General features: G+C 60.6%; 18 protein-coding genes, 3 tRNA genes and 3 rRNA genes. 7 read left to right on the forward strand and 17 right to left on the reverse strand.

The genetic code is table 11. The features are described from left to right. On the forward strand, nucleotides 1–477 hold the full coding sequence (locus HNO52_RS14185) for a hypothetical protein (RefSeq protein ID WP_197565914.1): 477 nt from the start codon (nucleotides 1–3) through the stop codon (nucleotides 475–477). On the opposite strand, the gene HNO52_RS14190 is transcribed toward HNO52_RS14185, so the two are convergent. Then, nucleotides 463–1,557, reverse strand: a complete 1,095-nt coding sequence (locus HNO52_RS14190) for an ACP S-malonyltransferase (protein WP_197565915.1) — start codon at nucleotides 1,555–1,557, stop codon at nucleotides 463–465. The genes HNO52_RS14185 and HNO52_RS14190 overlap by 15 nt on opposite strands. Continuing rightward, nucleotides 1,554–3,779, reverse strand: a complete 2,226-nt coding sequence (locus HNO52_RS14195) for a dehydrogenase E1 component subunit alpha/beta (protein WP_332107638.1) — start codon at nucleotides 3,777–3,779, stop codon at nucleotides 1,554–1,556. The genes HNO52_RS14190 and HNO52_RS14195 overlap by 4 nt, the downstream gene beginning before the upstream one ends. Before the next feature lie 104 nt (nucleotides 3,780–3,883). Between HNO52_RS14195 and HNO52_RS14200 the strand changes: the two genes are divergently transcribed. After that, the gene (locus HNO52_RS14200; RefSeq protein ID WP_197565916.1) at nucleotides 3,884–4,735 is read left to right on the forward strand and encodes a LysR family transcriptional regulator; all 852 of its coding nucleotides are present in this window, start codon (nucleotides 3,884–3,886) and stop codon (nucleotides 4,733–4,735) included. On the opposite strand, the gene HNO52_RS14205 is transcribed toward HNO52_RS14200, so the two are convergent. After that, complete coding sequence (locus HNO52_RS14205) at nucleotides 4,693–5,277, reverse strand: elongation factor P hydroxylase (RefSeq protein ID WP_197565917.1); 585 nt, start codon at nucleotides 5,275–5,277, stop codon at nucleotides 4,693–4,695. The genes HNO52_RS14200 and HNO52_RS14205 overlap by 43 nt on opposite strands. Nucleotides 5,278–5,392: 115 nt before the next feature. Here HNO52_RS14205 and HNO52_RS14210 point away from each other — a divergent pair, with 115 nt between their 5' ends. The 3 genes from HNO52_RS14210 (at nucleotide 5,393) to HNO52_RS14220 (ending at nucleotide 8,733) form a co-directional block, all read left to right on the forward strand. Next, nucleotides 5,393–6,859, forward strand: coding sequence for an MATE family efflux transporter (locus HNO52_RS14210; protein ID WP_197565918.1), 1,467 nt, complete (start codon nucleotides 5,393–5,395; stop codon nucleotides 6,857–6,859). A gap of 34 nt (nucleotides 6,860–6,893) precedes the next feature. Beyond that, the gene (locus HNO52_RS14215) at nucleotides 6,894–7,880 is read left to right on the forward strand and encodes a DUF3080 family protein (protein WP_442907181.1); all 987 of its coding nucleotides are present in this window, start codon (nucleotides 6,894–6,896) and stop codon (nucleotides 7,878–7,880) included. Between the two features lie 136 nt (nucleotides 7,881–8,016). Next, nucleotides 8,017–8,733, forward strand: coding sequence for a hypothetical protein (locus HNO52_RS14220; protein WP_197565920.1), 717 nt, complete (start codon nucleotides 8,017–8,019; stop codon nucleotides 8,731–8,733). Nucleotides 8,734–8,756: 23 nt separating this feature from the next. Here HNO52_RS14220 and tusA read toward each other — a convergent pair whose 3' ends face one another. Continuing rightward, nucleotides 8,757–9,008, reverse strand: a complete 252-nt coding sequence (tusA, locus tag HNO52_RS14225; protein ID WP_197565921.1) for a sulfurtransferase TusA — start codon at nucleotides 9,006–9,008, stop codon at nucleotides 8,757–8,759. Between the two features lie 29 nt (nucleotides 9,009–9,037). Here tusA and HNO52_RS14230 point away from each other — a divergent pair, with 29 nt between their 5' ends. Further along, nucleotides 9,038–9,325 (forward strand): antibiotic biosynthesis monooxygenase family protein, encoded by a 288-nt coding sequence (locus HNO52_RS14230; protein ID WP_197565922.1) that lies wholly within the window; start codon nucleotides 9,038–9,040, stop codon nucleotides 9,323–9,325. A gap of 30 nt (nucleotides 9,326–9,355) precedes the next feature. On the opposite strand, the gene rlmM is transcribed toward HNO52_RS14230, so the two are convergent. Next, a complete protein-coding gene (rlmM, locus tag HNO52_RS14235; RefSeq protein WP_197565923.1) occupies nucleotides 9,356–10,441 on the reverse strand; it encodes a 23S rRNA (cytidine(2498)-2'-O)-methyltransferase RlmM in 1,086 nt (361 codons plus the stop codon). A 246-nt stretch (nucleotides 10,442–10,687) separates the two neighbouring features. On the opposite strand from rlmM, the gene gdhA reads away from it, so the two are divergent. Beyond that, the gene (gdhA, locus tag HNO52_RS14240) at nucleotides 10,688–12,040 is read left to right on the forward strand and encodes an NADP-specific glutamate dehydrogenase (protein ID WP_197565924.1); all 1,353 of its coding nucleotides are present in this window, start codon (nucleotides 10,688–10,690) and stop codon (nucleotides 12,038–12,040) included. 220 nt (nucleotides 12,041–12,260) lie between these two features. On the opposite strand, the gene rrf is transcribed toward gdhA, so the two are convergent. The 12 genes from rrf to HNO52_RS14300 form a co-directional block, all read right to left on the reverse strand. Then, nucleotides 12,261–12,376 (reverse strand): 5S ribosomal RNA (gene rrf / locus HNO52_RS14245). A gap of 100 nt (nucleotides 12,377–12,476) precedes the next feature. Beyond that, nucleotides 12,477–15,366: ribosomal RNA gene (locus HNO52_RS14250) — 23S ribosomal RNA — on the reverse strand. A 298-nt stretch (nucleotides 15,367–15,664) separates the two neighbouring features. Then, a tRNA-Ala gene (locus HNO52_RS14255) sits at nucleotides 15,665–15,740 on the reverse strand. A gap of 86 nt (nucleotides 15,741–15,826) precedes the next feature. Then, a tRNA-OTHER gene (locus tag HNO52_RS14260) sits at nucleotides 15,827–15,923 on the reverse strand. Between the two features lie 16 nt (nucleotides 15,924–15,939). Next, nucleotides 15,940–16,016 (reverse strand) — tRNA-Ile (locus tag HNO52_RS14265). Between the two features lie 94 nt (nucleotides 16,017–16,110). Next, a 16S ribosomal RNA gene (locus HNO52_RS14270) occupies nucleotides 16,111–17,650 on the reverse strand. The 16S, 23S and 5S rRNA genes sit together here with 3 tRNA genes alongside, the layout of an rRNA operon. 657 nt (nucleotides 17,651–18,307) lie before the next feature. Further along, nucleotides 18,308–19,792 carry a 2-methylcitrate dehydratase gene (gene prpD / locus HNO52_RS14275; RefSeq protein WP_197565925.1) on the reverse strand — a complete coding sequence of 495 codons (1,485 nt, stop codon included), beginning with the start codon at nucleotides 19,790–19,792 and terminating at the stop codon, nucleotides 18,308–18,310. Nucleotides 19,793–19,887: 95 nt separating this feature from the next. Beyond that, nucleotides 19,888–21,066 carry a 2-methylaconitate cis-trans isomerase PrpF gene (prpF, locus tag HNO52_RS14280; protein WP_197565926.1) on the reverse strand — a complete coding sequence of 393 codons (1,179 nt, stop codon included), beginning with the start codon at nucleotides 21,064–21,066 and terminating at the stop codon, nucleotides 19,888–19,890. A 65-nt stretch (nucleotides 21,067–21,131) separates the two neighbouring features. Next, nucleotides 21,132–23,747, reverse strand: a complete 2,616-nt coding sequence (acnD, locus tag HNO52_RS14285) for a Fe/S-dependent 2-methylisocitrate dehydratase AcnD (protein WP_197565927.1) — start codon at nucleotides 23,745–23,747, stop codon at nucleotides 21,132–21,134. Between the two features lie 81 nt (nucleotides 23,748–23,828). Then, nucleotides 23,829–24,956, reverse strand: a complete 1,128-nt coding sequence (gene prpC / locus HNO52_RS14290; protein WP_197565928.1) for a bifunctional 2-methylcitrate synthase/citrate synthase — start codon at nucleotides 24,954–24,956, stop codon at nucleotides 23,829–23,831. Nucleotides 24,957–25,005: 49 nt separating this feature from the next. After that, nucleotides 25,006–25,896: a methylisocitrate lyase gene (gene prpB, locus HNO52_RS14295; protein WP_197565929.1), complete on the reverse strand. Its 891-nt coding sequence runs from the start codon at nucleotides 25,894–25,896 to the stop codon at nucleotides 25,006–25,008. Nucleotides 25,897–25,928: 32 nt separating this feature from the next. Further along, nucleotides 25,929–26,639, reverse strand: a complete 711-nt coding sequence (locus tag HNO52_RS14300; protein ID WP_197565930.1) for a GntR family transcriptional regulator — start codon at nucleotides 26,637–26,639, stop codon at nucleotides 25,929–25,931. Between the last annotated feature and the right edge of the window lie 179 nt (nucleotides 26,640–26,818).

Raw genomic sequence — 26,818 nt, forward strand, 5'->3', positions numbered from 1 at the left:
ATGGCCGAAATACCCGGATTCATCGCCGTGGAAACAGGCGATGACAGCGATCTACCCCTGGCCATTGCCTGGGTGCTGCCCGATGGACGCATCAAGCATACGTTGATACAACCCGACGATGACTGGCTCGACGACGAATTCAATGTGCTCAACGGCTATAGCCTGGACGAACTGCACAACTTTGGCGCGACTCCCCTGGATGTGATCCGGGAGTTGGAAAACGACCACTTCAGCGCCACGCTGTTCACAGCGGGCATCAGCGGCGACGAAGCTGCGCTGGCACGAATATTCGACACCTACGGCATCGATCCCTTCGTCGAATTGGCGCCGGCCGATAGCCTCTACCCCGGCCTTTCGGCCGGTGAGTGGAGCCGCGCCCGCAATGAAATGTTCAGTGAAATGGGACTCGAGCCGTTGCGGCCCGAGCATGAGGTCGAGGTAATGCTACGTCTGCATGAGCGCCTAGGCGCCGAGTGACGGCACCGGCGCCCCCGCCAGCAGCCACTCGCGCTGCTCCGGCATCCCCATGCAGATCAAGCGTGGCTCCTCAGCCTGAAGCTGTTGGAATTCCGCCTTGTCGTCCAGCCCTTTCCAGCCGAGTTGAATCAACGCCTGCGCCGTGGCGCCACCCAGCGTGGCCCCCGGGCCGGGAATGACGATACGGTCCGGTGCGAACTCGCGTACACCGACCTTTACCGCCGCAGTGAAGTCGTAGGGCGCCACCAGCTGCTCGCCCAGGGTATAGTCCCATAGACGTTCGGGATCGGTGCTCCAGGGCGTCCAGACATGACCGCGACCGTCGATCATCGGCACCTCGGGTGCGCGCAGCGGCAGGCTCGCCAGCTCACGGCGCGCTTCTCGCTTTACCGCCTCCTGCAGGGGTGTATGGAAGGCGGCGTGCTGATGCAGCCGCAGAGGAAACCGCTCACGTGGCGGCAACGCCTCGGTCAGACGCGCCAGACCCGCCTCGTTGCCACCGAAGACCAGCATCCCACCCAGGTCGATTGAGAGGTACAGCTCAGCGTCCTTCCCGCCGTGAATGCCCTCGATCAGCGCCAGCAGCTCATTGCGCAGCGTCCAGTCGGGCCGCCAGGCATCATCGACCCAGGGATAGATGACCTGCCCGCCCGCCAGGGTTTCCTGCATACGCAGGCCCATGGTACTGATCAGGTGTAGTGCCTCGTCAGGGTTTAGTGCGCCGGCCGCCGCCAAGGCGATATACCACCCCATGGAGTTGCCGGTCACCGCCACCACCTCATAGCGCTCGCGGTCAATCGCCAGCAGGTCGGCCCAGGCGCAGGCATAGATCAGCGGCGAGGCGTGCTCGCCGCGGCCATGCAGGCTCTGGCGGAAAGCCGTCTCGCCATCCAGTTCGGAGAGCGTAGGCATGCCGACCTCGCGGCGCATGGCATCGAAGCGTTTCAGCCAGTCGCTACCGCCCGCCAGGCGGTTCAGCGTACCCCACTCTGCCGCGTTGTAGGTGCCGCGCCCGGGGCAGACGACCAGTAGCCTCTCGCGTGCTGTAGCTGTGGGAGAAGAAATACGAGTTGCACTCATGCTTCGTTGCTCCTTGCCGCCGCGCCAGCTACCTGCGTAGCGCTCTCAATGGTCTGCACTCTTTTTACCGTCAGGCAACGACCCTGCTCGACGATGGACTCGACCGAAGGCAGTGTCACGGTCGCCGCCCGGCCCAGCGGGATGAAGCTGTCCTCAGCGGCCAAACGATGCAACCTGTCGCTTGCTATGTCGCGCTCCACCAGTTCGGCAATCAACTCCTCACTCGGCGAGCCGCTGCGACGGCATTCGTCTACCACCAGAATCTGATCGCAGTCGACAACCCTCTGGTAGACCGCGTCGTGATCGATTCCCGTCAGCCAACGCAGGTCGACGATACGCAGTGCCACGCCCTCTGCCTCCAACCGCGCCGCTGCCTGGCGCGACAGATAGGCGCCGTTGCCGTAGGTGATGATGGCGAGATCGCGCCCTTCTCCCCATTGGCCAGGCTCCCCCGGTGCCAGCCGATGCTCGGGCCCAGGGTCGGCGAAACACCACTGCTGGTCGCCCTCTTCGTGCAGGTCGCGGGTGTGGTAGAGGGCAATTGGCTCGATCACCACCACCACGCGCTGTTCCTCGTCGGCCAGGCGCACCGCTTCCTGCAACACCCCCACGGCATCGGCGGCGTTCGAGGGACAGGCCACCAACAAGCCGGGAATGTCGCGCAGCACGGCAATGGCGTTGTCGTTATGGAAGTGCCCGCCAAAACCCTTCTGGTAGCCAAGTCCGGCAATGCGCACCACCATCGGGTTGGTGTACTGGCCGTTGGAGAAGAAACTGAGCGTGGCGGCTTCGCCGCGGAGTTGATCCTCGGCATTGTGCAGGTAGGCCAGGAATTGGATCTCCAGTATCGGCACCAGGCCGTTCTGCCCCATGCCGATCCCCAGGCCAAGGATGCTCTGCTCATCGAGCAGTGTGTCGATCACCCGATGCGGACCGAACTGAGCCTGCAGGCGCTGGGTGACGCCGTAAACACCACCCTTGCGGCCTACGTCTTCACCCGCCATGACCAGGTGCGGATAGCTCGCCATCAGCCGTGTCAGCGCCTGGTTGAGTAGTTTGGCGATGGGTGCCGGGGTCGGGTCGATGTTGCCCTGCCAAGGGCGCGAACTGCCCGGTCGCTTCGGCGGCACGATGCTGGCCATCACTTCGCCGGCCGTTTCCAGCTTGGGTCGGCGAATCGCCTCCTCCGCCACGTACGCCACCCGCTCGGCGACCGAGTGGTAGAGCCGTTCGATTTCCTCGGTGTCGAGCACGCCATGGCGCAGCAACAATCCGACCGTGGCCAGCAGCGGATCACGCGCTTCGTCGGCCTTGATGCGGGCCGGGGCCAAGTAGGCCTGCTGGGCATCGGAGCCGGCATGACCAAAGAGCCGCACGCAGCGCATATGCAGGAAGACCGGCTGCTTGCGATACCGGGCGATACGCTGAGCCTCGCAGGCGGCGCGCCAGGTATCGAGCAGGTCGAGGCCATCGCAGCTGAGGTAATGAAAGCCGGGACGCGAGCGCATGCTGGCTTCGATCCAGCCGTCAGGGGTTGGTGTGGAAATACCGATGCCATTGTCTTCGCACACCATTACCAGCGGCATAGGTGAGCCCTGATAGGCAGCCCAGCCGGCGGCGTTGAGCGCCCCCTGGGCGGTGGAGTGGTTGAACGAAGCATCGCCGAAGCTGCAGAGGACCACACTGTCGGCCGGCCACTCACCCTCGCCGCCTAACCGCCGCCACAGGCCCAGACTGTAGCTCGCCCCCACGGCCTTGGGCAGATGCGAAGCAATGGTGCTGGTCTGGGGCGGAATGTGCAGCGCCTTCGATCCCAACACCTTGTGCCGCCCACCTGAGATCGGGTCATCAGCCGAGGCGGCAAAGCTCAGCAGCAGGTCCCACAGTGGTGTCTGTCCCGGCAAACCACGACTGCGCTGCAGCAGGAAGGCTGCATCGCGATAGTGCAGGAAGGCGGGATCCGTGGTGCGAAAAGCTCGGGCTATGGCGGCATTGCCCTCATGGCCAGCGCTGCCGATGGTATAGAAGGCCTCGCCGCGGGCTTGAAGACGTCGCGCGTGCAAGTCCAGATGGCGGCTCATCAACTGGGTTTCGAACAGTTCGGCGAGGCCATATGCGGAGAGCCCGACCTCGTCGAGCTGCCACGCTCGCTCTGGCACGGGCCAATCACCGCTGCGTAGCGCAGCGAAGAAACGCTGCTCTTGGGGTAGTGGTTCGAGCACGATGCAGGCTCCCGACGACAAGCATGAATGATGACTTACAGCCTAGCGCGCCTGGTTGGCAAAGAGATAATATCGATATACTGCCCCTGGTATAGGCTAAGGTTATGGATGTTCGAAGCCTGCGTTATTTCATCGCCGCCTACGAAGGCGGCTCGATCAGCGCGGCCTCCCGCCGCTGCCATGTGGCGCAACCCTCCATCTCGACTGCGCTGGCGCAACTGGAGGAGCGCCTGGGGTCACCGCTATTCGAGCGGCATCGGCGTGGTATCACACCTACCGAGGAGGGGCACAGGCTCTATCCCCTGGCCCGTCAGGTGAGCGAGGACCTGAATGCCATCAGCAGGTTGTTTCGCACCCCGGCGCCAGCCACTCCCGTGCGCCTGGGGCTGATGCGCTCGCTGGGCGCCAACCGCATGACCGCCCTGCTCAAGGAGTACATTGGCCAGGGCGACAACCTGGCGCTGACTCTGGTCAATCCAGAGGAGCGCTGCGACGCCCGCATCATTGGCGAGCACGACCTGACCCCGGGCGAAGCTTTCCAGCCCATCTGGCATGACAGCTATCGTCTCGCGCTGCCCAGCGGTCATCCGCTGGGCCTCAAGGGAACGGTGGCATTGGCCGAGCTCGACGGGCTGCCATTCATCTGGCGACATCCCTGCCCCGCCATGGAACGGCTTGCCTCGGCGCTGAGCGATACCGGCGTCCGCTGCCAGGTCAGGGCTCGCCTGCGTACCATCGAATATACCCTGGGGCTGGTGGCGGCAGGGGTTGGCGCCTCACTGGTGCCGGCCTGGCCCGAGATCCTCTCGCACCCGGACGTACAATGCCGTGCTCTGGTCGGGCTCGACATCCGCCAGACCATCGGCGTGGCCTATCCGGCACGCCAGGCGATGCCGGCGCTCGATCCGTTACTTCAGCTCGGCAGGCAGATCTGGGAAGCCGAGGAGCGCGCCTGATCGAGGATAGTCAAGCCGCTTTCCACAGCCTCACCGATGGCCGAATCACACTGATGGAACGCCGTCAGAGCGGCATGGAAGGCCTCCGCCCTGGGCGGCAAACCCTCCCGTGCATAGCGGGCTGAACGGGCGGCAACGCGGCCATGGAACGCTTCTCTGTCGACCTCCGCTTCGCCTCCCAGGTTGTCCACGCTGACATGGAAGCGCAGCCCACAGGCGCGCGAAAAAAGCATCTCCAAGGCCTGTGGCGCAATTTCTGCCGCCTCGAAGCGCCGTTGCTGCTCCTCATCGCGTCCATCGGGCAAGTACCAGTAACCGTAATCCTCCAACAGGCGTCGCCGCTCACCAGCGATGCACCAATGGCTGATCTCGTGCAACGCGCTGGCATAAAAGCCTCGCGCGAAGACGACCCGATGGTAAGGGCAGTCGGCATCGGCAGGGCGATAAAGCGGCTCGTCACCGCCGCGCACCAGCCGGGTATTGAAGCGCTGCTGAAAGAGACCGTCGAACAGGGCGGTCACGTCCTCGAGGCGATGGATCACGGACACTCCAGGCTAGCGAATGGGTCGGCCATTATAGGTGAGGGGAACACGAAGCGAAATTCACCGGAAGTTGCTAACATATCTGGTTTCCTTGGCGTACGGCCAAGGTGATGACATGCATGGAGCACCTCACTTGGCAACGTTCCTCACCGACCTGCTGAGCGTCAGCCGCACGGAGACGCGACCGCTGATCCGCTTGACCCTGCCCATCTGCGGTGCCCAGTTGGCCCAGGCCGGCATGAGCGTCACCGATGTGATGATGACGGGTCGCGTCAGTGCCACCGACCTGGCGGCCGTTTCCGTGGGCTCCAGCCTGTGGCTGCCGCTGATGCTGTTCATGACTGGCACACTGATGGGCCTGACGCCCATCGTCGCCCACCTGCTGGGAGCGGGCTCAATCGAGCGCATTCGCCCCAGCGTACACCAGGCGCTGTGGGTAGCGCTGGCTCTGGGCCTGGTGTCGGCATTGCTGCTATGGCTGACGGTGACCCCGATCTTTCGCTTGATGAACGTCCCGCATGAAGTCGCCCAGGGCTCGGCCGCCTACTTGTCCGCCGTCGCCTTCGGTATGCCGGGGGTAGCACTCTTTCAGGCATTGCGCGCCTTCTCCGACGGCATGAACCATACTCGCCCATCGCTGTGGATCAGCCTGGTGGGGCTCGCCGTGAATATACCCAGCAACTTCGTACTGATCTACGGCGGAGAGGGGCTCACTGGGCTCTTCGGAGATTGGCTGCCAGCCTGGATGCAAGGCCTTCCGGCTCTGGGCGCGCTGGGCTGCGGCATCGCCACGGCGCTCTCCATGTGGGTCATGTGCCTGGCCATGGCCGTCTATACCCGCCGCTCGCAGGCTTACGGCAGCGTCAGCCTGTGGCACTCACCCACCCCGCCGCGCGGGCGCCTGATCGGAGAACTACTCTACGTGGGCGTGCCCATCGGCGTGGCGATCTTCGTCGAGGTTACGCTGTTCACGTTGATTTCGCTGTTCATCGCTAGCCTGGGTGAGGTAACGGTGGCAGCGCATCAGGTCGCCCTCAACTACACCTCGATCCTGTTCATGCTGCCATTGGCATTGAGCATGGCGCTGACCGTCAGGGTCGGCAATACGCTCGGCCAAGGCAAGGTCGAGCGAGCTCGCATGGTGGCCTGGAACGGCGTGCTGGTCTCGGTGCTGATCGCGCTGTTCAATAGCGTTCTGCTGTGGTTCACGGCAAAGCCGGTCATGGCACTCTACACTCACGATACGGCCGTCCAGCGCCTGGCCCTGTCGCTGATCCTGCTGGCTATGCTCTACCAGATTTCCGATTCTCTCCAGGTCAGCCTGGCCGGCGCCCTGAGAGGCTACAAGGATACCCGCATCATCATGCTCATCACCCTGTTCGCCTACTGGGCGGTTGGCTTGGCCGGCGGCCACTGGCTGGGTACCCGGGGCCTGCCTGGCTGGACCGAACCGCTGGGGGTGCATGGCTACTGGATCGGCCTGATCGCCGGGCTTACCGTAGCGGCAATGTTGCTCGGCGAGCGCCTGCGCCGCAAGACCAAGGGAGTCGCGAATGGCAGGCTGGACATCGCCCCGGATTGAAGCAAGGCGTTGTATCGCTCTGCTCTTGCTCGTATTGCTGGTCGGGTGTGGTGCAGAAGGAGAAGGCGAAACCAAGCTGGTCGAATACCAACAGGCATTGGCTAAGGCTCTGGATCAGCCGTCCCCCGAAAGAAGTGCACCGTCCAATATCGGTGCCTTTCCCGATCGCAACGAACGCCTCCTCACAGTCACTGAAACTCGCGAAGGGATGCTCGACATCTATGCCCTGCGCGAGTGCCGAATCACTTCACTCATCGCCGCGCGCAATAATCAGCTCGGTCGCGTGGCGCCACCCAGCCAGCAGTGGATCTACGAGCTCGAGCTCTGGCGCCATCTGCATGCCTGCTGGAACAGCGAAGTGCCGGACTCGCTCTCCGAATCCGCTCGCAAGCTACTCGAGCGACTCACACGGATCAAGACCGAACAGCTGCCAAAGGTGAGCTGGAACAGCCTGTTCGGCTCCGAAGAGTGGGTCGGCAACTTCTCTCGCGCAAGCTCGCCACTCACGCCTGGCGACACTCAGGGCATCGAGGCTCAATTAGCGGCCTTGGCGTGGCTGCGCCAGGCTACGATCAACCAGTACAACCCCGAGTGGGGCCATGAATCGGCAACGCTGGAAGGGCACCTCAAGTCGCTGCGCAACCGCCCTTTGACGGCCGAACTGCTGCGCGCCCTGCTGCTCGCCGAGCAGCGCATGGAGGAGGCAACGCTCCTTCTCGCCGCTACTCTGGAATCGGAGAGTGGTTGCCAGGCCCTCACGGCACCGTCGGGAGAGTTGCTGCAGCTCATGACTGGTATGGAGGCATTCAATTGGCTCGACCGACTCGAGGCACTGGCAACGCGATGGCTGCATGCGATCGACGACTTGCTCGAGAGCCATCTTCCCCCTCCCGCCGCTGTCGCCACCTATCGCGAGCGCTGGCTCTCTCTGGAAAACCCACGCGCTCCATTGCCCGCCTTGCACCAGGCGCGCGCCGAGCATAGCCGCCATTGGCAGGCTTTGATCGAGCGCTGTACGTGAAAAAGCACTCCGACAGACTTAACTTGAAAGGTGACTCTGTGCTATTGGTGATCCGTGAAGGTAGGAGTCGATCCCGTCAGCCTTGCCGCAGCCGTGACCTTTCCGCTCGGCCCATGCAGAATCTGGAGGGAGAAACATGGGTATGTCACTGTCACCCCGCCCTGCCCGGGTCATCGACCTGGAAACGATGCGCCAGAAGCTCCAGGCCAAGCGACGCCTGGTCCGCCTCTCCCCCGAGCTTGATGGTCTCGAGATGGTCTACAGCCTGGCCTCGGACCCCGACTCCCTCTACGCCATGCCCATCCTTGCCTGGGGGCTGCGCGAGGATGGCGATGTCGTCGGCCTGGTGCCATGGATGGAGACGTTGACACCCTGCCACCAGCTCGACGACGCCGAGCACGGTTGCTTCGTTGGCTATCGGGACCCCGAGACCGAGGAAATACTGGAGTCCCCACCACCCCACAAGACCTGCGAGCTGGAGCATGCTGCGGCTTACTTCGACTATGAAGAAACGCGCGACATCACGCTCATTCAGCAAATCCCCGACACCCAGGGCACCCATGCACTGTGCATTGATGACGACCAGCATCCCTGGCAGCTCAAGCAGGTATTCGGCTGGCGCCTGTACAGCGACGGAAACGTGGAGGCCCTGCTGGCGGACGAGTCACTCGTCGAGACTACACCAATCCTGCCCGGCGATGCTTGCCTCTATCCCGGCAAGAGCCGTCATCGGATGGTCTACTTCTTCCAGCGCAGTATCGCCAACCGCATTCGCGAACAGGACCCCAGCACGCTCGAAGCCTTGGCACTGATGGTCATTCCCAATGCTACCGCGAAGGAGGCCGACGGCTGATAGGCCTTCGGGCTAGCCCTACATTAGCCCAAGCGTATAAAGTAGAGGTAACGTCCGTCCGACTCCTGCTGCGATATCAGGTCGTGCCCCAGGAAACTGCAAAATTTAGGCACGTCCCGAGTGGTCGCCGGATCCGTGGCGATTACCTTGAGGATCTCACCGGGACTCATGTCACGCACCTTGTTGTGCATAAGCATGATGGGCTCCGGACAGTAGAGACCGGTCGTGTCAAGTTCGTCCTGATAGATGGGCTGCGAGTCGGCGGTAGTCGTCATCGATCGACCTCGGTGTGGGGAGCTGCTAGATGATCAAGATCATAATCGAACGTCGTATCATGCCTGGCCTGGAGGAAGAATACGAGGAGGCCGCGCGCGAGGCCATGCGCCATTCTCTCGGCGCCAGGGGGTTCGTTGGCGCCGAGACCCTGGTCGAACGCGGCCATAGCGACCGCCGGCTGATGGTCGTCAAATGGCGCAATCTCAGCGCCTGGAACGAATGGTACACCAGCGAAGAGCGCGCGCGCGCCATGCAGCGCATCCTGCCGCTGCTGACAGAAGACGAGACCATCCGTATCTATGAGCCCGCTTATTGACACGACGCCATCGCGATGATGTGCGTCGAGTCAATTCAATAGCCTGACATGCACCGTGACCTCCTCACGGTCATGATAGAGATGTCGGCAACGCAGCTCGGCACGAACGCCGGCATCGTGCAGCGCCTCCTCAAGCAGAGCCAGGCAGCGGTCGACTTCCTCCCAGCGTCGCTTCATCGGCAACTTAAGGTTGAAAACCGCTTCCCGACACCAGCGGCGGGTCAGCCAGCGCTGAACCATTGCCGTCACCCTTGCCGGTTTGTCTACGATGTCGCACACCAACCAATCAAGGCGATATGGCGGCTCCCAGATGAAGCCATCCTCGCGCAAATGCTCCACCATTCCCGTCGCCATCAAGTCGCTGTTCATGGGTCCGTTGTCGATGGCGAAAACATGCATGCCTCGCTTGACCAGTTGCCAGGTCCATCCACCAGGAGCCGCCCCGAGATCGGCGGCCTGCATGCCTTCTGCCAATCGCCCGCCCCACTCTTCACGCGGCACGAACTCATGCCAGGCCTCCTCCAACTTCAGAGTCGAACGACTCGGCGCTGCCTGGGGAAAGCGCAACCGTCGGATGCCACCCTGCAGTTCGCTGCGATTGCCATGAAAGCTCATGCCCAACTGCACGCGATCGCCATCGGTCCAGAACAGATGCAAACGGCGTCCGCCAGCCTTGCGGCGTAAAGCGCCACGCTTACGCAGCCCCGACTCTAGCGGACGTGTCAGTGCCTTGATGAGGCCCGCCAAGGCTTTACCATCATTGGTATCGGGCGTTTCGTGCCAGACCGACTCGAAGCTCCAGCCACTGGATACTACCTGCTCCACGATGGGGGATAGCCTGTCATCCCGAGCCAGAGACAGCGGCGGCAACGCCACCAGGCTCTGGCGCGCAAAGACGAGCCGATCGAAGCACATCTCCCTATGCAGCTCGTTGGCCGGCCGCACGTCATCCACGACGAAGCGTACGAAACCTTCCTGAGGTGAATACTCCGCCCTGCCGTGCCAGCCGAGTTGGTCGGCCCAGCACGTCACCTCGGATGCTACGTCGTGTTCGAAGCCAGGACGGCAGTAGAAGAGCAACTGATCGGCAACCACGTGCTTCGCCAAGCGGGACATCGGATCTCTCTCACGGTGTTCTTGGGCTCGCATGTTACCAGCCTTGGAAGTAGATGTCGGCTACCCAGAATCGTTTGCTCACCGTTTTTTAATTAAGTCTAATGCTCAGTTTTGGTGCACAAGAAAGGCCATTTATAAAGCATTTTCGGCTCGTATCTATGTCTAATCCCGACATAGGCTATGTGCTTGCTGCATAATGGTGCACTGAATTATAGTGAGCGCATCGCTATCTGACTGGACGTTCATATGACCTACATACACGACACCCTCGAAGGGCTAAGAAAGAGCAGCCCGGCCCAATGCGAGTTTTATCAAGCTGCAGAGGAAGTCCTCGAGTGTCTGCGTCCCTTGCTCGAAACGGTGCCGCGCTACCATCAGCACAGCATCATCGAACGCATCGTCGAGCCTGAGCGCCAGATCATGTTCCGCGTCAGTTGGGTCGATGACGCTGGCAAGGTGCAAGTCAACAAGGGCTACCGCATCCAGTTCAATTCGGCCTTGGGACCTTACAAGGGCGGCCTGCGCTTTCACCCAAGCGTCAACGCCAGCATCATCAAGTTCCTGGGCTTCGAGCAGATATTCAAGAATGCCCTGACCGGACTGCCTATCGGCGGTGGCAAGGGAGGCTCCAACTTCGATCCCAAGGGCAAGTCCGATGGCGAAATCATGCGGTTCTGCCAATCGTTCATGAACGAGTTGTACCGTCATATCGGCCCGACCGTCGATGTTCCTGCAGGCGACATTGGGGTAGGCTCCAGGGAAATTGGCTACATGTACGGTCAGTACAAGCGTCTCACAGGAAGCTATGAAGGCGTATTCACCGGCAAGGGGCTGAACTGGGGCGGCTCGCTCGGCCGCAAGGAGGCCACCGGCTACGGCGCGGTCTACTTCGCCCAGAACATGCTCGAGGCACGTGGCGATAGCATCTCAGGCAAGACCTGCTTGGTGTCAGGAGCCGGCAACGTGGCCATATATACAATAGAGAAGCTCTATCATCTTGGTGCTCGTCCCGTTACCTGCTCGGACTCACGCGGCGCGATCCACCATCCTGAGGGGATTGATCTCGACACGCTCAAGTTGCTCAAAGAGGTGAAGCGCACTTCTCTGCGTGAATACGTCGAATATCACCCCGAGGCAACGTACATCGATGCCCAGGATTACCCGAGCGACGGTCACGCCGTATGGCGTATCAAAGGCGAGGTTGCATTCCCCAGCGCCACGCAGAACGAAGTGACCGAAGCCGATGCTGTCGCCCTGCTCGGCAATGGCGTGCATTGCATCAGTGAAGGCTCGAACATGTCCTCCACTGCCACTGCCGTCGACCGCTTCCTCGGAGCCAGGATTGCCTACGGCCCAGGTAAGGCCGCCAATGCCGGCGGCGTCGCCACTAGCCAGCTCGAGATGGCGCAGAACAGCAGTATGCAACAATGGTCCATGGAGAAGGTCGATACCAAGCTGCAGGCCATCATGGCGAATATCCACCAGCAGTGCGCCAATACGGCCGAAGAATTCGGCGAACCCTCAAACCTGGTGCTCGGCGCCAATATCGCCGGCTTCCGCAAGGTAGCCGATGCCATGATCGACCAAGGCGTCGTATAAGAACCAGCCAGGCTACCACGCTCCCGTAGCCAGCGATGACAAAGCCCCGACCTCTCGGTCGGGGCTTTGCTTCATAGACAATCCTGTAAACTGAAATTTTGAACTGCCAGCGGACCTAAACCAGGGGAAGGTCAACGGCACGCCTATCGAGCTGTACGAAGAGAAACGACAGACAAAGAAAAACCCCGAGCGCTATGGCACTCGGGGTTTTGGGATAGATGCCTGACGATGACCTACTCTCGCATGGGGAGACCCCACACTACCATCGGCGCTGAGTGGTTTCACTGCTGAGTTCGGCATGGGATCAGGTGGTTCCCACTCGCTATGGTCGTCAGGCGAAAACGGTTGGAATCATGCTGAGCGATACGTCTCGCCGGGGCGTGCCCGGGCGTATCCGTCAATTTTCGTGCGCAATGCGCAGACCCCTTGGGGTTATATGGTCAAGCCTCACGGGCCATTAGTACCGGTTAGCTCAACGCCTCGCAGCGCTTCCACACCCGGCCTATCAACCAGCTGGTCTCGCTGGGCCCTTCAGGAGGCTCGAGGCCTCGGGGATGTCTCATCTTGAAGGGGGCTTCCCGCTTAGATGCTTTCAGCGGTTATCCCGTCCGCACGTAGCTACCCGGCAATGCCACTGGCGTGACAACCGGAACACCAGAGGTGCGTCCACTCCGGTCCTCTCGTACTAGGAGCAGCTCTTCTCAAACATCCAACGCCCACGGCAGATAGGGACCGAACTGTCTCACGACGTTCTAAACCCAGCTCGCGTACCACTTTAAATGGCGAACAGCCATACCCTTGGGACCGACTTCAGCCCCAGGATGTGATGAGCCGACATCGAGGTGCCAAACACCGCCGTCGATGTGAACTCTTGGGCGGTATCAGCCTGTTATCCCCGGAGTACCTTTTATCCGTTGAGCGATGGCCCTTCCATACAGAACCACCGGATCACTAGAACCTACTTTCGTACCTGCTCGACGTGTCTGTCTCGCAGTCAAGCACCCTTATGCTCTTGCACTCAATGCACGATTTCCGACCGTGCTGAGGGTACCTTCGTGCTCCTCCGTTACTCTTTGGGAGGAGACCGCCCCAGTCAAACTACCCACCACACACTGTCCTCGATCCGGATCACGGACCTGAGTTAGAACGCCAATGATGCCAGGCTGGTATTTCAAGGGTGGCTCCGCCCGAACTGGCGTCCGGGTTTCCTAGCCTCCCAGCTATCCTACACAAGCAACATCAGCGTCCAGTGTGAAGCTATAGTAAAGGTTCACGGGGTCTTTCCGTCTAGCCGCGGGTACACAGCATCTTCACTGCGATTTCAATTTCACTGAGTCTCGGGTGGAGACAGCGTGGCCATCATTACGCCATTCGTGCAGGTCGGAACTTACCCGACAAGGAATTTCGCTACCTTAGGACCGTTATAGTTACGGCCGCCGTTTACCGGGGCTTCGATCAAGAGCTTCGCCCGAGGGCTAACACCATCACTTAACCTTCCGGCACCGGGCAGGCGTCACACCCTATACGTCCGCTTGCGCGTTTGCAGAGTGCTGTGTTTTTAATAAACAGTTGCAGCCACCTGGTATCTTCGACCGGTTCGAGCTCCAGCAGCAAGTGCCTTCACCCTACGCCGGCGTGCCTTCTCCCGAAGTTACGGCACCATTTTGCCTAGTTCCTTCACCCGAGTTCTCTCAAGCGCCTTGGTATTCTCTACCTGACCACCTGTGTCGGTTTGGGGTACGGTCCCACTGTATCTGAAGCTTAGAGGCTTTTCCTGGAAGCGTGGCATCGATGACTTCCACCCCGTGGGGTGTTCGTCTCGCCTCTCGGCCTTGGGGATCCGGATTTGCCTGAACCCCCAGCCTACTGGCTTTCACCAGGACAACCAACGCCTGGCTCACCTAGCCTTCTTCGTCCCCCCATCGCAATACAGTGAGGTACGGGAATATTGACCCGTTTCCCATCGACTACGCCTTTCGGCCTCGCCTTAGGGGCCGACTCACTCTGCTCCGATTAGCGTCGAACAGAAACCCTTGGTCTTCCGGCGGGGGAGTTTTTCACTCCCCTTGTCGTTACTCATGTCAGCATTCGCACTCGTGATACCTCCAGCAGACTTCTCAATCCACCTTCATCGGCTTACACGACGCTCCTCTACCGCTTGCCATTCGGCAAGCCCGTAGCTTCGGTACCTGGTTTAGCCCCGTTACATCTTCCGCGCAGGCCGACTCGACTAGTGAGCTATTACGCTTTCTTTAAAGGATGGCTGCTTCTAAGCCAACCTCCTAGCTGTCTGAGCCTTCCCACATCGTTTCCCACTTAACCAGGATTTCGGGACCTTAGCTGACGGTCTGGGTTGTTTCCCTTTTCACGACGGACGTTAGCACCCGCCGTGTGTCTCCCACGCTCGCACTCACCGGTATTCGGAGTTTGCCTCGGGTTGGTAAGCCGGGATGGCCCCCTAGCCGAAACAGTGCTCTACCCCCGATGGTGATACGTGAGGCGCTACCTAAATAGCTTTCGAGGAGAACCAGCTATCTCCGGGCTTGATTAGCCTTTCACTCCGATCCACAAGTCATCCAAATCTTTTTCAACAGATCCTGGTTCGGTCCTCCAGTTGATGTTACTCAACCTTCAACCTGCTCATGGATAGATCGCCCGGTTTCGGGTCTATTTCCAGCGACTGGTCGCCCAGTTAAGACTCGCTTTCGCTACGCCTCCCCTATTCGGTTAAGCTCGCCACTGAAAATAAGTCGCTGACCCATTATACAAAAGGTACGCGGTCACCGAACAAGTCGGCTCCCACTGCTTGTACGCATACGGTTTCAGGATCTATTTCACTCCCCTCGCCGGGGTTCTTTTCGCCTTTCCCTCACGGTACTGGTTCACTATCGGTCAGCCAGGAGTATTTAGCCTTGGAGGATGGTCCCCCCATGTTCAGTCAAGGTTTCTCGTGCCCCGACCTACTCGTTTTCACGCCACTCGGATTTCGGCTACGGGACTATCACCCGCTATGGTCAGGCTTCCCAGCCTGTTCGCCTATCGGTTGTGTCGCTTAAGGGCTAGTCCCCGTTCGCTCGCCGCTACTAGGGGAATCTCGGTTGATTTCTTTTCCTCGGGGTACTTAGATGTTTCAGTTCCCCCGGTTCGCCTCCCAACACCTATGGATTCAGTGTGGGATACCCTGCTTGTGCAGGGTGGGTTTCCCCATTCGGAAATGCCCGGGTCACAGGTTGTTTGCCACCTCACCGAGCCTTATCGCAGGCTACAACGTCCTTCATCGCCTCTGGCTGCCAAGGCATCCACCGTATGCGCTTAATCGCTTGACCATATAACCCGAAAGGGTCTGGTCCGCGATCACGTACGACAATTGCCGGATACGCTTGAGACGTATCTCGCATTTCTCCTTGCGGAGAAATTGTCAGCATGATTCACATTGTTAAAGAGCAGACTGTCAATCGACAGTCATAAACCCGACATCGCAAGGCGCGACGCTGGCTTATGACTGCAGATCCGATCAGGGTAGACTGTGGGGAAGTGGCGAAGCCAAACGATCTGAGGCTAGGCGAAAGGTAACGACGCATAGTTCGCTATGCGAGGCGCCTTTCAACGACGCATCAGGAAGTTTGGTGGAGCCAAGCGGGATCGAACCGCTGACCTCCTGCGTGCAAGGCAGGCGCTCTCCCAGCTGAGCTATGGCCCCGAAAGTAATTTGTGTGAGACAAGGCGAAAGACGACGACGTATAGCCTGCTATACGAGGACTCTTTCAACGACGTATCACGCAAACTTGGTGGGTCTGGGCAGATTTGAAATAAACCCGGCGACCTCACCCTTCTCCTTACAGCACTTCCGGGGGTGCGCTCTCACCAACTGAGCGACAGACCCGGCCGAAGCTCGAGAATGGTGGGTCTGGGCAGATTTGAACTGCCGACCTCACCCTTATCAGGGGTGCGCTCTAACCAACTGAGCTACAGACCCATTGGTCGCGCTGGGTCCATACCCAAACAGTCTTTGCTCTGGTCGATCAGGTAATTCATTGTGAGCACTTGCCGCGAGGTGGCGATACGTCGTTTAAGGAGGTGATCCAGCCGCAGGTTCCCCTACGGCTACCTTGTTACGACTTCACCCCAGTCATGAACCACACCGTGGTGATCGCCCTCCCGAAGGTTAGGCTAACCACTTCTGGTGCAGTCCACTCCCATGGTGTGACGGGCGGTGTGTACAAGGCCCGGGAACGTATTCACCGTGACATTCTGATTCACGATTACTAGCGATTCCGACTTCACGGAGTCGAGTTGCAGACTCCGATCCGGACTGAGATCGGCTTTCTGGGATTAGCTTGCTCTCGCGAGCTTGCAACCCTTTGTACCAACCATTGTAGCACGTGTGTAGCCCTACCCGTAAGGGCCATGATGACTTGACGTCGTCCCCACCTTCCTCCGGTTTGTCACCGGCAGTCTCCCTAGAGTTCCCGACCGAATCGCTGGCAAATAGGGACAAGGGTTGCGCTCGTTACGGGACTTAACCCAACATTTCACAACACGAGCTGACGACAGCCATGCAGCACCTGTCTCTGCGCTCCCGAAGGCACCCCTTCGTCTCCGAAGGGTTCGCAGGATGTCAAGGGTAGGTAAGGTTCTTCGCGTTGCATCGAATTAAACCACATGCTCCACCGCTTGTGCGGGCCCCCGTCAATTCATTTGAGTTTTAACCTTGCGGCCGTACTCCCCAGGCGGTCGACTTATCGCGTTAACTGCGCCACAAAGTCCGCGAAGGACCCAACGGCTAGTCGACATCGTTTACGGCGTGGACTACCAGGGTATCTAATCCTGTTTGCTACCCACGCTTTCGCACCTCAGTGTCAGTGTCAGTCCAGAAGGCCGCCTTCGCCACTGGTATTCCTCCCGATCTCTACGCATTTCACCGCTACACCGGGAATTCTACCTTCCTCTCCTGCACTCTAGCCTGACAGTTCCGGATGCCGTTCCCAGGTTGAGCCCGGGGCTTTCACAACCGGCTTATCAAGCCACCTACGCGCGCTTTACGCCCAGTAATTCCGATTAACGCTCGCACCCTCCGTATTACCGCGGCTGCTGGCACGGAGTTAGCCGGTGCTTCTTCTGTGGGTGATGTCCTTCCTCCCGGGTATTGACCGGAAGGCTTTCTTCCCCACTGAAAGTGCTTTACAACCCGAAGGCCTTCTTCACACACGCGGCATGGCTGGATCAGGGTTGCCCCCATTGTCCAATATTCCCCACTGCTGCCTCCCGTAGGAGTTCGGGCCGTGTCTCAGTCCCGATGTGGCTGATCATCCTCTCAGACCAGCTACGGATCGTCGCCTTGGTGAGCCATTACCTCACCAACCAGCTAATCCGACATAGGCTCATCCGATAGCGCGAGGTCCGAAGAGCCCCCGCTTTCTCCCGTAGGACGTATGCGGTATTAGCCTGGGTTTCCCCAGGTTATCCCCCACTATCGGGCAGATTCCTATGCATTACTCACCCGTCCGCCGCTCGCCACCAGGGAGCAAGCTCCCCGTGCTGCCGCTCGACTTGCATGTGTTAGGCCTGCCGCCAGCGTTCAATCTGAGCCATGATCAAACTCTTCAGTTTCAAATCATTGCGGTTCTTACTCATCCTTTCCGAAGAAACGGACAAAAGCGAACCAAACTTGGCTCAAGGTCAAAGCTTCTCAAAAAGACCCGAAGGTCTTCGACGAGTCGCTTGCCTCGATAGGGTGTGACTTCTCACCCACCTCGTCGACAAGCGCCCACATGAATTACCTGATCGATTGTTAAAGAGCGGCTCCCACTCGCTTCAATCACTGCCTGAAGCGCGGAGCGTCTCGCTTGCTGTCGTGGCAACTGACTCTGTCAGCGGCCTCGCCAGCGCCCTGCGAGGAAGGCGTATTCTACCGATTCGGCGGAGTCTGTCAACTCCCTTCGAGGCCGTCACCGTAGCGAACCTGGCGTCGAAGACCGGCGTCGCCGGTTTCCGTGAGAGCCCTCGGCGGGCCTCTCTCGAGTGGGGCGCATTCTACCGAATCCGCCGTGAGCGTCAAGCAGGAATTTTGCGAAGCGAGTCGAAAAATCCAAAGCGCGACAGCCACTTACCACTCTTTCCACCGCTGACAACGTTGCCCGTTGCCGGCAGCGGATGCGTACTTTACGGTTAACCGAGGGTGCACGCAACCCTTGGCGTCAAAAAAATATAGTTCAGGTTTTGGCGCGCTGCCATGACGGAGAACAAGTATTCCCCCCCTTGGTTACCTCAGATGACGAATTGGTCCACGAAGCGGTTCACTGGCATTGCCTCGAGGCGATCGGAATCCTTGCATAGAGCAAATATCCTCTCGCTTCGTCCAGTCGGAAAACGGGTCGCCAAGTTGCGCTTGAATTTCTCTTCGAGAACCGGGATACCTTCGTCGCGCCGACGCCGGTGGCCAATGGGGTATTCCACTTCGATGCACTCCGTGGAGCTGCCGTCCCGAAAGAAGACCTGGATGGCGTTGGCGATGGAACGCCTGTCCGAGGCGAGGTAGTCCTGAGTGTAGCGAGGCTCTTCAATGACCTCCATCTTCGCCCTGAGGGTATCGATGAGGGGATGCTGATGGTGAAAATCGTCCTCATAGTGCTCGGCGGTCAAATCACCGAAGATCAAAGGCACAGCCACCATGTACTGCAGGCAATGGTCGCGGTCAGCAGGATTGGCCAGGTCCCCCTCTTTGGAGATGATCCGTATCGCCGACTCATGCGTGGTGATGACGATGCGCTCGATATCCTCCAGACGGCCCTCGACCTGTGCGTGCAGACGAACCGCTGCCTCGCAAGCGGTCTGGGCATGAAACTCTGCCGGGAAAGCGATCTTGAACAGGATGTTCTCCATGACGTAAGAGCCAAGCTCGCGCTGGAAGGTAAAGCGCCTCTCACTCTCGTGCTTGAGCTTCTGATCCTTATTGGTCTTGGAGAAAAGGACATCGTAGAAGCCCCACTGCGGCGCGCTGAGCACACCGGGTATACCCATCTCGTCGCGCAGGGCGATATCGGCCAGACGCACGCCACGCGACGTGGCGTCCCCCGCTGCCCAGCTCTTGCGTGAACCGGCATTGGGCGCATGGCGATAGGTACGCAGGCTCTGACCGTCCACCCAGGCATGCGACAAAGCCGAGAGCAACTGCTCTCGATCCGCTCCCATCATGTGCGCAGCCACTGCGGTGGAAGCGACTTTCACCAACACCACGTGATCGAGTCCGACCCGGTTGAAAGAGTTGTCGAGTGCCAGCACACCTTGGATCTCATGCGCCTTGATCATCGCTTCCAGCACATCGCGCATGGTGAGCGGTGCCTGCCCCTGAGCGATCCGTTTTTGTGAAAGATGATCGGCCACCGCGAGGATTGCGCCAAGGTTGTCGGACGGATGTCCCCACTCGGCAGCAAGCCAGGTGTCATTGTAGTCGAGCCAGCGGATGATGCAGCCGATGTCCCAGGCAGCCTTGACCGGATCCAGACGGAAGGAGGTGCCCGGCACTCGGGCACCATTCGGCACCACGGTCCCCTCGACCAGAGGTCCCAGATGTTTGGTACATTCGGGAAAGCGTAGCGCCAGCAGGCCGCAACCCAGGGAGTCAATGAGACAGTTGCGTGCGGTGTCCAGCGCCTCCTCGCTCTCGATACGGTAGTCGAGCACGTAATCGGCGATCTTCTGTAGCTCGGGGTCGTAGTCGGGGCGGACGTTGCGTTCGACGGTGGCGCTCATGCTCTCTCCTGCTTCAGATTCGCTGTCGACTCCCTTCACTATAGAAAACGCCCCGAGCCTTGCGACTCAGGGCGCGAAAATCCTGCCAGGAAGCCTTAGAAGGCGTCACCGGGAATACGCACCCAACCCTCCATCAGAACACGGGCACTGCGGCTCATCACGGCCTTGGTCGCCGTCCATTGACCGCCGACGCTGGCCGCCTCGGCTCCTACTTGCAGGGTGCCGGATGGGTGGCCGAAGTGCACCGAGTTACGCTCGCCACCTCCCGCGGCCTGGCTGACAAGGGTCCCGGGCACCGCCGCCGCCGTGGCGATGGCAACCGCCGCCGTGCCCATCATGGCATGGTGCAGCTTGCCCATGGAGAGTGCGCGAACCACGAGGTCGATGTCCGAAGCCTTGATCGCCTTGCCGCTCGAGGCGACATAATCTGATGGCGGTGCGACGAAGGCGACCTTGGGTGTGTGCTGCCGCTCTGCCGCCTCGGCGACTTCCTTGATCAGCCCCATGCGCACCGCCGCGTGGGCACGTATGGACTCGAACATGGCCAGCGCCTTGGTATCGCCATTGATCGCTTCCTGCAGTTCGGTGCCGGTATAACCGATGGCATCGGCATTGACGAAGACGGTCGGGATACCGGCATTGATCATGGTCGCCTCGAGCGTACCGATACCGGGCACCTCCAGCATGTCGACCAGATTGCCGGTGGGGAACATGGCACCATCCCCGTCTGCAGGATCCATGAACTCCACCGCCACCTCGGCGGCCGGGAAGGTCACGCCGTCGAGTTCGAAGTCGCCGGTCTCCTGCACCTCACCATTCACGATCGGCACCTTTGAAACGATGGTCTTGCCGATATTGGCCTGCCAGATATGCACCGTAGCGATGCCGTTTTCAGGGACGCGCGAGGGATCCACCAGACCGTTGCTGATGGCGAAGGGACCCACGGCGGCTGACAGGTTGCCGCAGTTGCCGCTCCAGTCGACGAAGGGCTTGTCGATGGAGACCTGGCCGAACAGGTAATCGACATCGTGATTGGGGCTATCGCTTCTTGAGAGAATGACGGTCTTGCTGGTGCTCGAGGTAGCGCCGCCCATGCCGTCGATCTGCTTCTGGTAGGGATCGGGACTGCCAATGACACGCAACAGCAAGGCGTCACGTGCCGGGCCGGGCCGGCGTGCCGCCTCGGGCAGGTCGTCCAGACGGAAGAATACGCCCTTGCTGGTACCACCACGCATGTAGGTGGCGGGAATTCGAATCTGGGGAACGTATGCCATGGAACTAGTTTCCTGAAAGAACGGGAAGCCCCGGCGTTACGCCGAGGCGTTCGGCGACATTGAGATCAGGCCGTCGCCTCGGTCTTGGACTCGAGGAAATCCTGGGCGAAGCGCTGCAGCACGCCGCCGGCCGAATAGACCGTGACCTCCTCGGCGGTATCCAGCCGGCAGAGTACCGGCACGCGGTCGATCTCACCGGTCTTGCGATGAATGACCAGCTCGAGGGTCGCCCCGGGGACCGGCTTGCCCTCCACGTCGTAGGTTTCTGTGCCATCGAGCTTCAGTGTGTGGCGCGTGGTGCCTTCTTCGAACTGCAGCGGCATCACGCCCATGCCCACCAGGTTGGTGCGGTGGATACGTTCGAAGCCCTCGGCGACAATGGCCTCTACGCCTGCCAGCGCCACGCCCTTGGCCGCCCAATCACGTGATGAACCCTGACCATAGTCGGCGCCGGCAATAACGATCAGTGGCTGGCCGCGCTCCATGTAGGTCTCGATGGCCTCCCACATGCGCGTCACCTTGCCTTCCGGCTCGATACGCGCCAGCGAGCCCTGGATCACGTCGCCGTTGTCGCCGCGCACCATCTCGTTGAACAACTTGGGGTTGGCCAACGTCGCGCGCTGGGCGGTGAGGTGATCGCCGCGGTGAGTCGCATAGGAGTTGAAGTCCTCCTCCGGCAGACCCATTTTGGCCAGATACTCCCCCGCCGCGCTGTCCAGCATGATGGCGTTCGACGGCGACAGGTGATCGGTGGTGATGTTGTCCGGCAGGATCGCCAGCGGCCGCATGCCCTTCAGCCCCCTCTCACGCGCCATGTTGCCTTCCCAGTAGGGCGGGCGACGAATGTAGGTGCTCTGCGGGCGCCAGTCGTAGAGCGGGCTCTTGGCCTCCTCCACCTCATCCAGATTGAACATCGGGATGTAGACCTGCTTGAACTGTTCAGGCCTCACGTACTTGCCGACGATGGCATCGATCTCCTCGTCCGAGGGCCACAGTTGCTTGAGGGTGACCGGGTTGCCATCACTGTCGTAGCCCAGCGCATCCTTCTCGATGTCGAAGCGCACGGTACCGGCGATGGCGTAGGCCACCACCAGCGGCGGCGAGGCCAGGAAGGCCTGCTTGGCATAGGGGTGGATGCGACCGTCGAAGTTTCGATTGCCGGAGAGCACCGCGGTGGCATAGAGGTCGCGGTCGATGATCTCCTGCTGGATCTCAGGGCGAAGTGCACCGGACATGCCGTTACAGGTGGTACAGGCGTAGGCGACGATCCCAAAGCCGAGCTTCTCCAGCTCAGGCAGCAGCCCAGCCTCTTCCAGATAGAGCCGCGCAACTTTTGAACCTGGCGCGAAGGAAGATTTCACCCAAGGCTTGCGAATCAGGCCGAGTTCATTGGCCTTCTTCGCCACCAGGCCAGCGGCCACTACGTTGCGCGGATTGGAAGTGTTGGTGCAGCTGGTGATGGCGGCGATGATCACCGCGCCGTCGGGCATTCGACCGGCCTTCTCCTCGGCCAGCGCCTGCTCCAGGTTGGCGGCGATGCCGCGCTCGGCCAGCGCCGAGGTGGGCAGGCGACGGTGCGGGTTGGAGGGGCCGGCCATGTTGCGCTCGACGGTGGAAAGATCGAACGTCAGTACCCGCTCATACTCGACCTGCTTAAGGCTATCGGCCCACAGCCCCACGGTCTTGGCGTAGTTTTCCACCAGCGCCACCTGCTCCGGCTCGCGGCCGGTGATGGTCAGGTAGTCGGTGGTCTGCTCATCGATGTAGAACATTGCCGCGGTGGCGCCGTACTCCGGCGTCATGTTGGAAATCGTGGCACGGTCGCCAATGGTCAGGCTCTCGGCGCCCTCACCGAAGAACTCCAGGTAGGCCCCCACCACCCGCTCCTGGCGCAGGAACTCGGTGATGGCCAAAACGATATCGGTTGCGGTGATGCCGGGCTGGCGCTTGCCGGTCAGCTTGACGCCGACGATGTCGGGCAGGCGCATCATCGAGGGCCGGCCGAGCATCACGGTTTCGGCCTCGAGGCCGCCGACGCCAATGGCGATCACGCCCAGGCAATCGATGTGCGGGGTGTGGCTGTCGGTACCCACGCAGGTATCCGGATACGCCACGCCGTCGCGGGCTTGGATTACCGGCGACATCTTCTCCAGGTTGATCTGGTGCATGATGCCGTTGCCGGCGGGGATCACGTCGACGTTCTTGAACGCGGTGCGCGTCCAGTCGATGAAGTGGAAGCGATCCTCGTTGCGGCGATCCTCGATGGCGCGGTTCTTGTCGAACGCCTGGGGATCGTCACCGCCGCATTCGACGGCCAGCGAATGGTCGACGATCAACTGAGTCGGCACCACCGGGTTGACCTTGGCCGGGTCGCCGCCCTTCTCGGCGATGGCGTCGCGCAAGCCGGCCAGATCGACCAGCGCCGTCTGGCCAAGGATGTCATGGCAGACCACCCGCGCCGGATACCAGGGAAAATCCAGGTCGCGACGGCGCTCGATAAGCTGATTGAGAGCCATAGGGAGCAATTCCGGCTCGCAGCGGCGCACCAGTTGCTCGGCCAGTACCCGGGAAGTATAGGGCAGGGAGTCGTAGGCACCGGGCTGGATCTCCTCGACGGCCGCACGCACGTCGAAGTAGTCCAGCTCGGTACCGGGAAGCGGTTTGCGATATTGAGTATTCATGAGTCGACGGTCTTCGCGTGGTGTTGGGTCAGGCGGGGGAACAGGCGACCCTTGGGCCGCCCTTGCTGAGGGAGGAGAAACTCAGTCGCGCTCCTCGATCGGCACCCACTCGCTCTTCTCTGGACCAATGTAGTCGGCACTAGGGCGAATGATACGGTTGTTGGCACGCTGCTCGAAGACATGGGCACACCAGCCGGTGACGCGCGAACAGACGAAGATCGGCGTGAAAAGCTTGGTGGGAATGTCCATGAAGTAATAGGCGCTGGCGTGGAAAAAATCGGCATTGCAGAAGAGTTTCTTCTCGCGCCACATGACCTCCTCGACGCGCTCGGAAACCGGGTACAGGACCGTGTCGCCCACGTCCTCGGCCAGCTTCTGGGACCACTGCTTGATGATCGCGTTGCGCGGGTCGGACTCGCGATAGATCGCATGTCCGAAGCCCATGATCTTCTCCTTGCGCTCGAGCATGCCCATGATCTCGCGCTCGGCCTCTTCCGGCGACGTCCAGTTCTCGATCATGTCCATGGCCGCCTCGTTGGCACCGCCATGCAGCGGACCGCGCAACGAGCCGATGGCACCGGTCACGCAGGAGTGCATGTCGGAGAGCGTCGAGGCACATACGCGAGCGGTGAAGGTCGAGGCGTTGAACTCATGCTCGGCATACAGGATCAGCGAGACGTTCATGACCCGGGCATGTAGCTCGGAAGGCGCCTCGCCGCGCAGCAAGTGTAGGAAGTGAGCACCCACTGACTCGTCGTCGGTCTCGGTCTCGATGCGCACGCCATCGTGGCTATAGCGATACCAGTAGCAGATGATCGAGGGCAGCACGGCAAGCAGGCGATCGGAGACGTCCTGCTGCTCGTCGAAGCTCTCCTCGGTCTCGAGGTTACCCAGCATCGAAGCGCCGGTTCGCATCACGTCCATGGGGTGGGCATTCTTGGGTATCTGTTCGAGTACGGCCTTGAGCGGTGCCGGCAGGCCCCGCATTCCCTTGAGCTTGGTGATGTAAGCGTCCAATTCGGCCCGATTGGGTAGCTTACCCTTGAGCAGAAGGTAGGCGACCTCCTCGAAACGCGCCTTCTCGGCGAGCTCCTTGATATCGAAACCGCGGTAGGTCAGGCCGGCGCCGCTCTTGCCCACGGTACACAGGGCCGTGGTTCCTGCGCTCTGGCCCCGCAGGCCTGTACTGCTGACAGTTTTCTCAGCCATATGGAGTCTCCTTGTTCTAGCGTTTTCTAGTCTTCGAAACGGGCCAAGATCAGACGTCTGAGCCTTTTTCGGCAAACAGCGCATCGAGTTTCTGCTCGAAGGCGTGGTAGTTGAGAAAGTCATAGAGCTCGTCACGGGTCTGCATCAGCTCGACCACATCGCGCTGATGCCCGTTGTCGTGAATGCTCTGATAGACCTTCAATGCGGCCGCATTCATGGCGCGGAACGCCGACAGCGGGTAGAGGACCATGCGGCAACCCACTTCGACGAGCTCCTGCTGACTGAACAGCGGCGTGGCGCCGAACTCGGTAATGTTGGCCAGGATAGGCGCGTCGACGCGATGGCAGAAAGCCCGGTAGTCGTCGAGGGTGTGCACCGCCTCGGCAAAGATGGCATCGGCCCCGGCCTCGACACAGGCGTTGGCTCGGTCGATGGCGGCATCCAGCCCCTCCTTCTGGAAAGCGTCGGTACGCGCGATCAAGTAGAAGTCAGGATCGATGCGGGCGTCGGCGGCGGCCTTGATGCGATCGACCATCTCTGGCTTGGTGACAATCTCCTTGTTGGGGCGGTGACCACAGCGCTTCTGCGCCACCTGGTCCTCGATGTGCACGGCGGCCACCCCGGCACGCTGCATCTCCTTGACGGTACGGGCAATGTTGAAGGCCCCGCCCCAGCCGGTATCGATGTCCACCAGCAGCGGCAGATCGGTGGCGCCACAAATGCGATGGGCATCCTGGACCACGTCGTTCATGGTGGTCATGCCCAGGTCAGGCAGGCCGAACGAGGCATTGGCCACGCCGCCACCGGAAAGGTAGATGGCCTGGTGACCGACCCGTTCGGCCATCATCGCGGTATAGGCATTGATGGTGCCGACGATGGGCAGCGGCCGGTTGGCCTCGAGTGCGGCACGAAAACGAGCGCCTGGGGTAAGTTGTGTCATGGTAGGTTCCTCTGTGATCGTTCGAACCGGCCTCAGACTGTGGCCTCGGCCTGCTCCTGGAGAATCTCGGCGTAGCGGTCGGCCACATTGGCCCGCGAAGCGCTGACGTGGCGACGCATCAGCAGTTCGGCCAGCTCGGCGTCGCCCGCTTCGATGGCATCAACGATGCGATGGTGCTCGACGAAAGCACGCTGGGGGCGGGTACCGCTGGCGCTGAACTGGGTGCGGTAGAGCCGTACCAGGTAATAAAGGTCGTCGCACAGCATGGTCATCAGCATGCGGTTGTGGCTGCCCTGGACGATTCGATAGTGGAAATCCAGGTCGCCCTCGCGCTGGTAGTAGGCCTCGCCACTCTTCAGGTCCGCCTGGCGCTCGTGCACGGAAAGCACCTCACGCAACCCTGAGATCTCCTCACGGGTCATGTTCTCGGCAGCCAGTCGTGCAGCCATGCTCTCCAACGCTTCGCGCACGTCGAATAGCTCCAGCAGCTCCTTCATCGAAAGCTTGACCACCCGGGCTCCGACATGCGGAACCCGCTCGATCAAGCGGTGGGCCTCGAGGCGACGCATCGCTTCGCGCAGCGGGCCACGGGAAATGCCGTAGGTCTTGGACAGGCCCGGCTCGGTGATCTTGCTTCCCGGCGCCAGCTCGCCACGTACGATGGCATCCTGCAGTTGGTGGAAGACACGCTCGGCCAGGGTGCGTACTTCTGGTTGGGATTGTTCAGGAGCGACTGAGTTCATATTAATTGTCGACAATTGGAGGATGAAAAGACTTTAGACATTGCCTCACCTTCGGTCAACCTCCCTGATGGCGCGATTTACTACGCCTTTGGTTGTAATCCGAAACATAGGCAGTGGCTTCGATGTCGACAATCTTAGCAGCGTTGACGGAGGAATCGTTAACAGCGCAACGACTCTCA

It is taken from the genome of Halomonas sp. MCCC 1A13316 (assembly GCF_014931605.1).
Classification (GTDB): Bacteria; Pseudomonadota; Gammaproteobacteria; order Pseudomonadales; family Halomonadaceae; genus Halomonas.